Consider the following 12,748-nt stretch of genomic DNA (forward strand, 5'->3'; position numbering starts at 1 on the left):
CGCCGACAAGCGGATAAATCTGTATTTTTCAGGATTAATTCATGCTGACTTATATCCTGGCAGGATCAATTTTGTTTTTGTTAATAGCGCATTGGGAGCTGTAACTCAAGGGCGGTAGCGTGCTTATTCGCTGGAGGAACGATGTTATATCAACTGAGCGTGATATTTGTGCTGGCGGTCGCGTGGATCCTTATTGCCCGCCGGGTCGCCTTGACGGTGGGATTAGTGGATAAGCCCAATGCGCGCAAGCAACATCTGGGACATATTCCGTTGGTCGGCGGCATCGCCGTGTACCTGACGCTGATGCTGATGGCGCTGTGGCAACCCGCCTGGCTGCCCGACAGCACCGTCTATCTGCTGTGCATTACGGCGCTGGTGGTGTTGGGCGTGCTGGATGACCGCTTTGATCTGCCCGTGGCGCCGCGCGTCATGGTGCAGGGAGGGATCGCGCTGGCGATGATGCTGGCGGCAGGGATGCAGCTTTCCTCATTGGGCCATGCCTGGGGCCATCAGGAAGTGATGCTCGGTTATGGCGCGTTGCTGCTCACGCCGCTGGCGGTATGGGGGGCGATCAACGCCTACAACATGGTGGATGGCATCGACGGGCAACTGGGCGCCTTGTCCTGCGTGACCTTCGTTGCGCTGGCCATCGTGTTCGGACTGGGTGGCCGGGGAGATCTGGCGCTGTGGTGCCTGGGCGTGATCGTCGTGCTGGCGGCTTATCTGCTGTTCAACCTGAGCCTGTTCGGCGCGCGTAACAAAATCTTTATGGGAGACGCCGGCAGCATGGTAATCGGCTTCAGCGTGCTGTGGCTGGTATTGCTGGCGACGCAGGGGCAGCAGGCGGTAATGCGCCCGGTCACCGCGCTGTGGCTGATCGCCATTCCGCTGATGGACATGGTGACCGTGATGGTGCGCCGCCTGTTGCGCCGCCAAAGCCCCTTCAAAGCGGGCCGCGATCATTTGCACCATATTCTGATGCGTCGCGGACTCAATGCGCGTCAGGCACTGGCGATGAGCACCATGCTGGCGGTGACGCTGGCCTGCATCGGCATTTGCAGTGAAGTGTTGCAACTGCAGGAAAGCCTGATGCTGGTGGCGTTTCTGTTCTGTTTTTGCGGTTATTTCGCCATGTTGCGCGAACCGCGTCAGGCGACGATGCTCAGCGATAATCCAACCGTCGGGCGTTAATCCTCTCACGGGCTGCGGCAGCAGCCCGTTTATCACGGTACTTCCATGAATTTTCATTTGCCTCTTTTGATGCCGTTGGCCTTCACCTCCGCGTTATTGAGCGGTTGTACGGTGGTTCCCGGCTCACATTTACCGACCAGCGGAAAAGCCATCGTCGTGCAACAAGACGACGATTTCGATTTGAACAGCCAGGTACAGGTCTACCGCATGTCACCGATGCTGCTGCAGAAAATGCGGCGCGTTGAACCGGTCGCCCAGCCGAATCCGGCGCTGGACCAGCGGTTGCAGAGCTACCAATACCGTATCGGCGTCGGCGACGTGTTGAACGTCACCGTCTGGGATCACCCCGAGTTGACCACGCCGGCCGGGCAATATCGCAGCGCCAGCGACACCGGTAACTGGGTGCATGCGGATGGCACGATCTTTTACCCCTATATCGGGCGCGTGGCGGTGGTGGGTAAAACCGTCACCGAAGTGCGCAGCCTGATCGCCGGCCGTCTGGCGCAGTATGTGGAAAGCCCGCAGGTGGATGTCAGCATCGCCGCGTTCCGCTCGCAGAAGGCTTATGTGACCGGTGAGGTGAAAACCTCCGGTCAGCAGGCGATCACCAACGTACCGCTGACCATTCTGGATGCGATCAACGCCGCCGGCGGCCTGACGGACAATGCCGACTGGCGCAACGTGGTGCTGACGCATCAGGGCAAAGAGCGGGCCATCTCGCTGCAGGCGCTGATGCAGCGTGGCGACATCAGCCAGAACGCGCTGCTGCAGCCGGGCGACATCCTCTACATTCCGCGCAATGACAACTTGAAAGTGTTCGTGATGGGCGAGGTGGGCAAGCAAGCGACGCTGAAGATGGATCGCAGCGGCATGACCCTGACCGAAGCCCTCGGATCTTCCGAAGGGATCAGCCAGACGGTGGCGGATGCGACCGGGGTGTTCGTGATCCGGCCGAGCGGCGGCAACCCCCCGCAGCGGCTGGCGACGCTGTATCAGTTCGATCTCTCCGACGCCAGCGCGCTGGCGATGGGCGCTGAATTTCAGCTGCACCCTTACGACGTCGTGTACGTCACCGCGGCGCCTATCGCGCGCTGGAACCGTTTGATCAGCCAGCTGGTGCCGACCATCAGCAGTTTTAACGATCTCAGCGAGGCTACCTTGCGCGTGCGCAACTGGTAACTCCGCAGGGTGAATAAGGAACAGAAGATGAAAAACAATGCGCTGTCCGTGATGGTGGCCGAACAAGATGAAAAGCTGGAGTGGGAGCGTCTGGTAGGGCCGCTGTGGGATAACCGCTGGCGGATCGCCGTCGTGACCGGCGTGGCCGGTGCGCTGGGCGTCGCCTACGCCCTGTTGGCTACCCCGGTGTATCAGGCCACGGCGGTGGTGCAGGTGGAGAATCAGCTGTCCGGCGATTCGCTGCTGCGTGAAACGCTGGACAGTTCGCTGGGGCAAAATTCGACGACGCAGGATGAGGTGACGCTGGTCAAGTCGCGCTACGTGCTCGGCAAAACGGTGGATGCCCTCGGCCTGACGGTGCGCGTCGAACCGGACTATTTCCCGGTATTCGGTAAAGGTTTTGCCCGACTGAGCGGTGAAAAGACGCCGGTATTGGACATCGGTACGCTGACAACGCCGGCGGACATGCAGGGCGAAGCGCTGACGCTGACGGTGCGCGATGGGCAACATTACGAGCTGAGCCATGACGGCGCCAAATTGTTCAGCGGCGTGGTTGGGCAACCGGTGGCGCAGGGCGAGTGGAGCATGACCGTTTCGGCGCTGGATGCGGCGCCGGGCACCAGTTTCACCGTGGTTAAAGTCGCGCGTCAAGAAGCGGTGGACGATCTGCGTAAATACCTGGGCGTAGTGCCGAGCGGCAAGGACAGCGGCATCATGACGTTTACGCTGCCGAGTGAAGATCCGCAGCGTGCCGAGGCGGTGCTGAAGAACATCACCGATAACTACCTGCAGCAGAACGTGGATCGCAAAACGGAAGAGGCGCAGAGAATGCTGGCCTTCCTGCAGGAGCAGCTGCCGCAAACGCAAACCTCGTTGAACAACGCCGAAAACCAGCTCAACCAGTTCCGCCAGCAAAACGATTCGGTGGATCTGTCGCTGGAAGCCAAGTCGGTGCTGGACACTCAGGTGCAGCTCGAAGCCCAGCTCAACGAGCTGACCTTCAAGGAGGCGGAGATTTCCAAGCTTTATACCCGCGTGCACCCGGCTTACCGGGCGCTGATGGAAAAGCGCGCCACGCTGGAGGCGGAAAAGGCGCGGCTCGGCAAACAGGTACAGACGCTGCCGAAAATGCAGCAGGAGATCCTGCGTCTCACCCGCGACGTGCAGGTGGATCAGCAGGTTTACATGCAACTGATGAACAAACAGCAGGAGCTGAGCATCAGCAAGGCCGGCACGGTGGGCAATATTCGCATCGTCGACGAGGCGGAAACCGCTATCCGACCGATTCAGCCGCAAAAGATGCTAATCGTGTTGTTGGCGTTGATACTGGGCGCTGCGGGCACCGCGGCCGTGGTGCTGCTGCGCACGGCCTTCCATCGCGGCATCAATGATATCGATACGCTGGAGAAGCGAGGCATCAACGTCTACGCCACCGTGCCGCTGTCGCCATGGCAGGCGAAACGCAATCGCGAACAACGCCTGCTGTTGCCCAAATCCGGCGGTCGTCGCCTGCCGATCCTGGCGGTGGTCGAGCCGGCGGATCTGTCGGTGGAGGCCATTCGCAGCCTGCGCACCAGCCTGCATTTCGCCATGCTGGAGGCCAAAAACAACATTTTGATGGTCTCCGGTGCCAGTCCGGAAAGCGGCAAGAGTTTTACCAGCACCAACCTGGCGGTGGTGGTGGCGCAGGCCGGGCAGCGGGTGCTGTTGATCGATGCGGATATGCGTAAAGGATTTTTGCATCGTTGGTTATCGGACGACGCTCATCAAGGGCTGTCCGACATGCTGGTGGGCAAAGTGATGACGGAACAGGCGGTGCGGAAAACCGCCATCGCCAATCTGGACTTCGTGCCACGTGGTCAGGTGCCGCCGAACCCGTCCGAGCTGCTGATGCATCGCCGTTTCGCCGATTTCCTGCGCTGGGCCGGGCAAAACTACGATCTGGTGCTGATCGATACGCCGCCGATTCTGGCGGTGACGGACGCGGCCATCGTCGGCAATCACGCCGGTACGTCACTGTTGGTGGTGCGTTTTGAGGTGAACACCGTCAAGCAGATCGAAACCAGCATGCGCCGTTTCGAACAGAATGGCGTGGCGATCAGAGGCGTAATCCTCAACGGCATCGTGAAAAGGGCGGCGACCGACATGAGCTATTACAACTTCGCCTATCCAAGCCATCGGGAAGATCAGCGGCAGGCAGAGGAATAAGCGGGTGAAGGCCATTATCACCAATGCCCTGTGGCTGATGCTGGAACGCGTTTCGCTCAGTTTGTCCGGCATCTTCGTCTCCATTTACGTTGCGCGCTATCTGGGGCCCGCCCAGTTTGGCGCTCTCAACTATCTGTTGGCGACGATCGCCATCGTGGTGCCGCTGGTGCAGCTGGGCGCCGACAGCATCATTTTCAACCGCGTCGCCCGCCGCCCGCCGAGCGGCATTCGCCTGATGTTGGCTTCGATGCGTTTGCGCCGCCGGCTGTTCCTGGTGGTGGCGCTGCCGATGCTGATATGGAGCTATTTCAGCCAGCCGCCAGCCGGTCAATTGATGACGCTATTGCTGCTTATCAGCGCCTATTTCTCGATTCAGGACGTGTACAAAATTTATTACGATGCCCGCCTGCAGTCGAAACGCAATACGCTGATCAACAACCTGGCGCTGCTGTTGTCGATCGGACTGCGGCTGGCGCTGGTGAGCGCCGCGCTGCCGCTGGTGTGGTTCGCGGTACCCTACATCCTCAGCAGCGCCGTACCTTATCTGGTGCGCCTCTGGCTATTTCGTGGGGAAGCTGCGGCCTCGCCGCGGGTTACGCCGCGCCAGGCCGGGCGCTATGGCCGTTATTTGCTGAAAGTGGGCCTGCCGTTGGCCATCTCCAGTCTGGCGATAGTGATTTATACCCGCATCGATCAAATCATGCTGGGCAATCTGGTCGGCGAGCAGGCGGTGGGCTGGTTCAGCGCCGCGACCACCCTCAGCCAGGGGTGGGTTTTTGTGCCGATGGCGCTGATCACCTCGTTGATGCCGGGTATTGCCAACTGTCGCGACCCGTTGGAGCAGGAGTACCGCATCCGGGTGCTTTATCTGGTGGTATTGGGCCTGTCGTTGCCGGTGCTGCTGGGTCTGTGGTGGTTCGCCCACCCGGCTATTGCGCTGCTGTATGGCGCCGCTTTTCAACCGGCTGCCGACATCCTGGCTATTTGTACGCTGACCTCGCTGTTCTCAGTGATGGGGACGGTTTCGTATCGCAGCATCGTGCTGTTCGCCGGTTATCGCTTTATCGCCATCAAGATGCCGTTGGTGGCTCTGCTGAACGTGGCGATGAATCTGCTGCTGATCCCGCGTTACGGCCTGACCGGCGCTGCGGTGTCTACGCTACTGGCGGAATTCATTTCGTTCTTCGTTCTGAACAGTTTATTCCGTGGCGGGAAAATTACCCGACTGCAGCTGACCTGTTTTTACTGCCTGCCGCGTCTTGTCAGCAAATTAAGGAGAGAGCATGTTAAACACCCTGGTTAAAAGCATTTCCAAGCGCCTGCCCGATGCCTGGCACCATCAGGTTAAATACGCGCTCTATTTCAAAAAATTGCCGCACCTGTCAAAACCGACCGGCTTCAGCGAAAAGATCATGCGCCGCAAAATTTATCCGCGCAGCATCTACACCACCTTGTCGGACAAATACAAGGTCCGCGAATTTATTGCCGGCCTGTGGGGCGAAGAGTATCTGGTGGAGCTGTATGCGCATGGCACTGAACTCAGCTACGACACGTTCAGGCAGTTGCCAGACGCCTTCGTGCTGAAGGCCAACCATGGCAGCGGCTATAACCGGTTGGTGTTCGACAAGCAACAGGTTAGCTACGCGGAATTGTACGATCTCAGCAGTTCGTGGATGCGCAGCAACTTTTACGAGCAGAGTCGCGAAAAGCATTATCTGGACATCGAACCCTGCATCATGGTGGAACGCATGTTGCTGGATGGTGAGCAGGTGCCGAACGATATCAAATTTCATTGTTTCAACGACAACCATGAAATTCGCATGTTTATCCAGGTGGATTACCAGCGTTTCGGCACCCATCGGCGCGATATTTTTGATCTCGACTGGAACCGCACCGAAATCCGCATCAACTTGCCGAATGCCGACGAACCGATGCCGCGACCTACGCGGCTGGAAGAAATGACGCGTTTGGCTCGCCAGGTTGCGCAGCAGTTCTCTTATGTCCGCGTGGATTTCTACCAGGTCGGTGAGAAGGTCTATTTCGGTGAATTGACGTTTACGCCTGGTGCGGGATTAAGCAAGCTTAAGCCGGAAAACATCGAGCAGGAATGGGGCAGTTATTTTACTGAGTAAACGCTTATGCAGAGAGTCGCCTCCAATTTTCACATGCATGCCAATGTTGGTTATAATCAGTCGCGGGATTTGGTCAATCAATCAATCATATTGACCTTCCTGTTGATCTTTTTCGTGAAAACTTTCCTGACCTCGGGATCGTTCAACAGCGAGCTGATTAATAAAACCGTGATGGGGCTCAATGCCCTGATGTTGCTCTATGTCGGCTATGCATTTTTCATCGCTACGATGGCGGAAAAAGCGGTTGCGGGTTTTTTGGTTCTGCTGTTTCTGGTTAATATCGCCACCGGACATGGCGATTACCTTTTTGGCGCGGTATTCAGCTCTGCGGTGATAATTTTATTCCGCCGCATCGAGATGGTGCGCGGCGCTGAAATGTTCGCTATCGCTTTTGTGGTTGCCGGGCTGTTGATGGTTATCCCTTATACCTTTTACACCAATGGATTTGTTTACCTTGATGAGCGCTATGGCAACAGATTAACGCTGGGTTTCGATAACCCGAATACCTTGGCGTATTATTCTTTTGCCTTGTTCGCCATGCTGCTGTGCCTGATCGACCATGCGAAATTAACGCGTGGAATGAAAAATATCGCCTCACTGGCGGTGTCGGCGTTAATTATCCCGGTGCTGATGTATTCCTATTCCCGCACCTGTTTTATGTTGGCACTGTTGATGTTGTTGCTGTTTTGGCTGGCGCCGCTGTTGCGTTTTACCCCCAATAGAAAAGTCTGCATTGCGCTGACGTTGGCCATCGTAGGCTTCCAGTTCGCCAGCGTTATACGCTGGGGGAGCAATCCGGCATTGGATGCGCTGTTGAACCAAGCGTTGACCGGGCGCATCTGGTTCTCCTGGCAGATGTTTCAGGCGGTGGGGCTACCCAATCCGCTGTTCGGCATGAATATCGAACCCTATAAGCCGGTCGATTTCTTCTTCATCGCCATGTTTTATTCGGCTGGTGGGATCGCCTCTGTTGTCATGCTTTTTTGTTATTTTCACCTGTTGGGTAATATGCGCAGGCTGAGTCGATTCATGCGCTGGGTGGTGGTTGTTTTTCTGCTGACAACTTTTACGGAAACCTATTTTTTGGTCCCGGTATTTAACGTGTCGTTATTGCTGCTTTGCCGTGGAAAAGAAATGATAAATTCTAAGTTGGAGGGTTAAGAAATGGATTTCTCGATCGTGATCCCTATTTATAATAGTGCGCGTTACCTGCCTAAAACTCTGAAGCGGATTTTCAGCGCTTGCCAAGGGTTCGACTATCAGGTGATTTTGGTTGATGATTGCTCTGACGAGGATGATATCAAATATATTCGCCAGATGGCGGCGACTAATAGCAACGTGATGCTACATGAGAAAAAACAGAAGAGCAATGCGGCGGTATCGCGCAACCTGGGCGCCAATTTAGCGCAATCGGAGATCGTGTTTTTTCTCGATTCGGATGATTACTTTACTACCAACTATATTATTCGCCGCATGAAGAAGCATGAAGATCGCCATATTGATATTATCTTCGGTAATTATGCAGAGGTGAGCGGCGATTCGGTACGCGACTTCAACTTTCACTACAAATCCGGTTCTTCCGGCGAGGATTTTCTTTTTCTGGAAATGGGCGATATTCGGTCATCCACCATCAGCATGCGTAAAAAAAGCGATCGCCGCTTTTTATTTCCCGAGTTTCTCAACAAGCATCAGGATTGGGGCTTTCTGGTCAACGCCACCAATTTGGGCGCGCAAGTGGCGTATGACGCCGGTGGCGGGGTGTTTCTCGACGTGGGGCGTTACGGACGCATGACGGCGAAGCTTAATCTGGAGGCCAGCGACCGCTTTATCAATACCTTCCTCAGCCCCAGCGATCGCCATATCAGCGGATTCGCCTGCAAGCACCTGCTGGCCTCGCTGTATTCGGAAAACGCCCAGGCGTTCAATTATTACTCGTCGCGCATCGTGCGGCACAGCCTGAGCGGCAAGTTCAAGATGATTAAATGGTATGGCGATTGTCTGACGCGGCTGGGGTTGTTCTCGGTTGGCGGCCGGCTGTTGCGCAATGTGCGCCAGGGATTCAGGAGATGATATGCAAGCACGCAAGGTAATCATCGTCATCGAAAATATGGCGGGCAAGGGCGGCACTGAACGGGTCGCCAGCGGTTTGGCCAATGCGCTGGCGCGTCTGCCGAATTACGAGGTGGCGGTGTTTTCGCTGTGTGGCGAGCGGAGCTTCTTTCCGCTGGCGAGCCACGTCCGGCTACGCTGTGGCGGCGGCGATTCGCTGTTCTGGCCATGGCGGCTGGCGTTCGCACTGCGGCGTGAACGCGCGGACGCGATCATTACCGTTTCCATGGGAAAACTGTCGGTGGTGATGACGCCTTTTCTACGTTTGTTCTGTGCCCGCAGCCGGCTGTTATTGAGCGAGCACGTCAGCTTTCACCAGTATCCGCGCGTATTTAAATGGCTGAAGTTGTTGGTTTACCGGTTGGGCGATCGCGTGATTTTCCTGACGCGGCAAGATCGCGACGCCATCGCTCGCTGGGTGGGCGCCGGGAAATGCCGGGTGATCGAGAACGTTTCGCCGTTCGGCGCACAGGCGCCGACGCCGGCGCTGCAGGAAAAGGTGGCGCTGGCGGTGGGGCGGTTGAGCAATCAGAAAGGCTTCGATCGTCTGATCGCGCTGTGGCGCGGGGTGGCGGCGCAAATGCCGGATTGGCGGCTGTTGATTATTGGCGACGGCCCTGAGCGTGACGCACTGCGGCGGCAGATTAAAGGCGCCGGGCTGGAGCGGCAGGTGAGCCTGCTGCCGGCCACCGCCGACGTGGCGGCCTATTATCGCCAGGCCAGTCTGTATTTGATGACGTCGCGCTATGAGGGGTTGCCGATGGTGCTGATCGAAGCCATGAGTTTCGGCCTGCCGTTGGTGGCCTACGATTGCAAGACCGGCCCGGCCGAGCTGATAGACAACGGCGTCAACGGCTATCTGGTGCCCGATGACGATGCCGCCGCCTTCAGCGAAGGCGTGCTCGAACTGATGCGCGACCCGGACCTGCGCGATCGCTTTTCTGTCGCCGCGCTAGATAAGTCTCGCCGTTTTTCTCCCGAACGTATTTATCCCCAGTGGCAACAGCTCATTGAGTGAGGACAGAATGGAAAAGATATCCGTGATAATGCCCGCCTACAACGCGGCAAACTCTATCAAAGAATCGATCCTTGGCGTGCTGAATCAGCAATTTACCGACTATCACCTGTATGTGATCGATGATGCGTCCACCGACAACACCGCCGAGGTGGTGCGGCCGTTTATCCACGATCGCCTCACCTATATACGCAATGAGCATAACCAGGGCGTGGCGGAAACGCGCAACATCGGCATTGAGGCGGCGAGCGGGGACTATATCGCCTTCTGCGACAGTGATGACGTATGGCTCCCCAACAAGCTGTCGCGCCAGGCGAGCATTTTGCAAACCCGCCGCTATGACGTGGTGTGTTCCCATTATTACACCTTCGAAGACGACCTGAAATTGATCAAAAACACCCGTGGTGCGGATGAGCTTATCGGCTATCAGGACATGTTGAAAAGCAACTGGATCGGCAATCTCACCGGCATCTATAACCAGAAGCGCATCGGTAAGGTATATCAGCAAAAAGTGGGGCATGAGGACTACTTGATGTGGCTGGCGGTGCTGCAGAAGGCGCGTAACGGCCTGGCCTACTGCATTCCCGAACCGCTGGCCTGTTACCGATTGTCTACCCATTCGCTGTCGGGCAACAAAATCCGCGCTGCGGACTGGCAATGGCGGATTTACCGTCAGCATTTGGGGCTGTCTTACCAGAAATCCTGCTATTTGTTCGCCACCTATCTGTTCAATGCCGTGGTGAAAAGGAAATGACCATAAGGGGGATGTATCAGCGGGCGGCTCTGGGCTGTTGCGCCTTGTGGGGCGCAGCGACTCTGGCGCAGAACTGCCAACCCAATCTGTTGACCAACCCCGGCTTTGAGCAGGGGCTCAGCGGCTGGCGAGCGCAGGGCGCGCAGGCCGACGGCGATACGCACAGTGGCAGGGGGAGTCTGCGTTATGACAATGCAGATATAGCGCGATACCGTACCTTCAACCAGGCGCTGCAGGTTGAGCCCGGACAGACGATAGATTTCGGCGTCTGGCTCAAGACCCGCGGCGTGCGCGGGCAAAGCCGCGACGGCGGGGCTGGGGTTTATCTGCAGAGCTTTGATGCGCAGGGGCGCTTTCTGGAAGGCAGTTATCCGGCTGGGGTGACCGGCGACAGCGGCTGGCGGCAGGTGAACGCCAGCTATACCGTGCCGCCGCAGGCCGCGCGAATCACTTTTGGCGTTTATCTGCGTAAGGGGAGCACCGGTACCGCCTGGTTTGACGACGCCTATGCGTGTGCTCGCGCGTCTATGCCGGCGTTGTATCAGCTCGGCGCGTCGGCGCAGGGAAAGGTCGACACGTTGGTCGTCACTGCGCAGCCGCAGCATTTGCAGGTCGACAGCGAATTGCTCAATGCCGAGGGGCAGGTTGTTCACCGTAGCCGCGACCGTTATCAGGTTGAAGGGCAGCGCCGTATCGAATACCAACCGCCGGCCGGCCTGGCACAGGGGGAATACCGCCTGCGTCAGCAGGTCACCGGTCAGCAATCCCAGCCGGCACAGGGCAGCGAGCTGTCTTTTCGCGTCGGGCAGCCTGCGGCCAAAGTCGCGATCGACAGCGAAGGCTTTACCCTGCGCGATGGTCAACGGCTTTTTCCGTTGGGCATTTACGCCAACGTGGCTACCGATGAGCATTTGGCGCGCATCGCCTCGGCGGGATTCAACACGGTGCTGAATTATGATTATGGGGAAAAGAAAGATCCTTACGCCTTTTTCCGCAACGCAGGCAAGCGCGGGCTGCTGGTTATTTACTCCGTCAAAGATCAGTACCGCGGCAGCCGCTTCGCGCCGGCCGCGCGCGGTGGCGACTACGCGGCGATGACGGCCTGGTACGTGCAGCGCTTGCGCTCTCAGCCCAACCTGCTCGCCTGGTACATCAACGATGAACTGGGGCCGGAATATCTCGATAAGATCGAGGAAAAAAACCTGCAAATAAAGCGGCTTGACGGCGATCATCCCACCTTCCAGGTGTTGAACAAAACCGGGGAGTTGGACGCCTACTTTAACAGCAGCGACATTTTGGCGACCGACCCTTACCCTGTGGGGAACGATCGCGATCTGACGCGCACGACGCGTTATACCGAACTGACGGTGCAGGCCGCCCGCCAGGCACGCGGGGCCTGGGTGGTGATGCAAATCATGGATCACGCCGCTTATGACGCCCGCCGCAAGCCACATCCGCCGTCAGAGGCGGAAATTCGCAATCAGGCCTGGCAGGCGCTGATCGGCGGCGCCAAGGGGCTGTTGTTTTATTCTTATACCGATCTGTTTTATAAGCGTAAAACCGGCCGCTTCGACCAACGGGAGTTTGACGCCACCTGGCGTGGCGTGGCTGCCGTGTCGCAGCAAATCGCCGCCTTCACCCCTTATCTGCTGACGGGAAAATCGACGCCGCTGGCGGGAAGCGACCCGCAAATGCCGGCGCGGATGTTTATTCTGGGCGATCGCGCCTTGCTGCTGGTAGCCAATCCTTACTATCGAGAGGGAAGCACCCGCTTGCGCCTTCCGGCGGGTTGGCGGCAGCAGGGAGAGGGCACGGAGGTCAAGCTGACGTTGCCCGCCGTGGGTACCGCGACGCTGTGGCTTCAACGCTGAAAGCGACGAGTCAGCATCACGCGGGAGGTTTCTCCCGCGTCCTACCCCCAAATACCCCGCCTTGCCTCCCAGCTGTCCGCCTTCATCTTGATATTCTCCTTTATTCATTTTAATTCAATTAATTAACCTAATTTATCGCACCTATACTTTGGTGGTATTTCACCCCCGACGCGCGCGTCGCCTCCCGCTTTCTCTTGATCGCAATCAATTTGCCGCCGGTTGGCCGTCAGTAGGCTGGCGGCAGATTGAGCATGTCTTCTTATAACGACAAGAGCCTTCAGGAGCATTC

10 protein-coding genes are annotated in these 12,748 nt (G+C 57.5%); all 10 read left to right on the forward strand.

Annotated features, from left to right (window positions below):
* The first annotated feature begins 141 nt into the window (after positions 1-141).
* The 10 genes from wecA to ACJ8PL_RS12615 are packed head-to-tail and all read left to right on the forward strand — an operon-like array spanning position 142 to position 12,459.
* Entirely contained in the window at positions 142-1,191 is a 1,050-nt protein-coding gene (gene wecA, locus ACJ8PL_RS12570) for a UDP-N-acetylglucosamine--undecaprenyl-phosphate N-acetylglucosaminephosphotransferase (RefSeq protein ID WP_110147099.1), read from the forward strand.
* A 45-nt stretch (positions 1,192-1,236) separates the two neighbouring features.
* Positions 1,237-2,370 carry a polysaccharide export protein gene (locus ACJ8PL_RS12575; protein ID WP_049299147.1) on the forward strand — a complete coding sequence of 378 codons (1,134 nt, stop codon included), beginning with the start codon at positions 1,237-1,239 and terminating at the stop codon, positions 2,368-2,370.
* Between the two features lie 27 nt (positions 2,371-2,397).
* Positions 2,398-4,578, forward strand: a complete 2,181-nt coding sequence (locus tag ACJ8PL_RS12580) for a polysaccharide biosynthesis tyrosine autokinase (protein WP_049299148.1) — start codon at positions 2,398-2,400, stop codon at positions 4,576-4,578.
* A 4-nt stretch (positions 4,579-4,582) separates the two neighbouring features.
* Positions 4,583-5,881, forward strand: coding sequence for a flippase (locus tag ACJ8PL_RS12585; RefSeq protein WP_048795031.1), 1,299 nt, complete (start codon positions 4,583-4,585; stop codon positions 5,879-5,881).
* On the forward strand, positions 5,862-6,710 hold the full coding sequence (locus ACJ8PL_RS12590; RefSeq protein ID WP_028127496.1) for an ATP-grasp fold amidoligase family protein: 849 nt from the start codon (positions 5,862-5,864) through the stop codon (positions 6,708-6,710). Before ACJ8PL_RS12585 ends, ACJ8PL_RS12590 begins: the two co-directional genes overlap by 20 nt.
* Positions 6,711-6,716: 6 nt before the next feature.
* The gene (locus tag ACJ8PL_RS12595) at positions 6,717-7,871 is read left to right on the forward strand and encodes a hypothetical protein (RefSeq protein WP_028127495.1); all 1,155 of its coding nucleotides are present in this window, start codon (positions 6,717-6,719) and stop codon (positions 7,869-7,871) included.
* 3 nt (positions 7,872-7,874) lie between these two features.
* Entirely contained in the window at positions 7,875-8,780 is a 906-nt protein-coding gene (locus tag ACJ8PL_RS12600; protein WP_016927357.1) for a glycosyltransferase family 2 protein, read from the forward strand.
* Position 8,781: 1 nt separating this feature from the next.
* A complete protein-coding gene (locus ACJ8PL_RS12605) occupies positions 8,782-9,837 on the forward strand; it encodes a glycosyltransferase family 4 protein (protein WP_442531194.1) in 1,056 nt (351 codons plus the stop codon).
* Positions 9,838-9,844: 7 nt separating this feature from the next.
* A complete protein-coding gene (locus tag ACJ8PL_RS12610; RefSeq protein WP_015378195.1) occupies positions 9,845-10,588 on the forward strand; it encodes a glycosyltransferase family 2 protein in 744 nt (247 codons plus the stop codon).
* Positions 10,589-10,599: 11 nt separating this feature from the next.
* Positions 10,600-12,459, forward strand: coding sequence for a carbohydrate-binding protein CenC (locus ACJ8PL_RS12615; protein WP_079451504.1), 1,860 nt, complete (start codon positions 10,600-10,602; stop codon positions 12,457-12,459).
* Positions 12,460-12,748: the final 289 nt, after the last annotated feature.

It is taken from the genome of Serratia sp. CY83965 (genome assembly GCF_052166375.1).
Classification (GTDB): Bacteria; Pseudomonadota; Gammaproteobacteria; order Enterobacterales; family Enterobacteriaceae; genus Serratia; species Serratia marcescens.

Coding starts and splice junctions, on each gene's coding strand:
- wecA (WP_110147099.1), top strand. CDS start 142: ATGTTATATCAACTGAGCGTGATATTTGTGCTGGCGGTCGCGTGGATC.
- ACJ8PL_RS12575 (WP_049299147.1), top strand. CDS start 1,237: ATGAATTTTCATTTGCCTCTTTTGATGCCGTTGGCCTTCACCTCCGCG.
- ACJ8PL_RS12580 (WP_049299148.1), top strand. CDS start 2,398: ATGAAAAACAATGCGCTGTCCGTGATGGTGGCCGAACAAGATGAAAAG.
- ACJ8PL_RS12590 (WP_028127496.1), top strand. CDS start 5,862: ATGTTAAACACCCTGGTTAAAAGCATTTCCAAGCGCCTGCCCGATGCC.
- ACJ8PL_RS12595 (WP_028127495.1), top strand. CDS start 6,717: ATGCAGAGAGTCGCCTCCAATTTTCACATGCATGCCAATGTTGGTTAT.
- ACJ8PL_RS12600 (WP_016927357.1), top strand. CDS start 7,875: ATGGATTTCTCGATCGTGATCCCTATTTATAATAGTGCGCGTTACCTG.
- ACJ8PL_RS12605 (WP_442531194.1), top strand. CDS start 8,782: ATGCAAGCACGCAAGGTAATCATCGTCATCGAAAATATGGCGGGCAAG.
- ACJ8PL_RS12610 (WP_015378195.1), top strand. CDS start 9,845: ATGGAAAAGATATCCGTGATAATGCCCGCCTACAACGCGGCAAACTCT.
- ACJ8PL_RS12615 (WP_079451504.1), top strand. CDS start 10,600: ATGTATCAGCGGGCGGCTCTGGGCTGTTGCGCCTTGTGGGGCGCAGCG.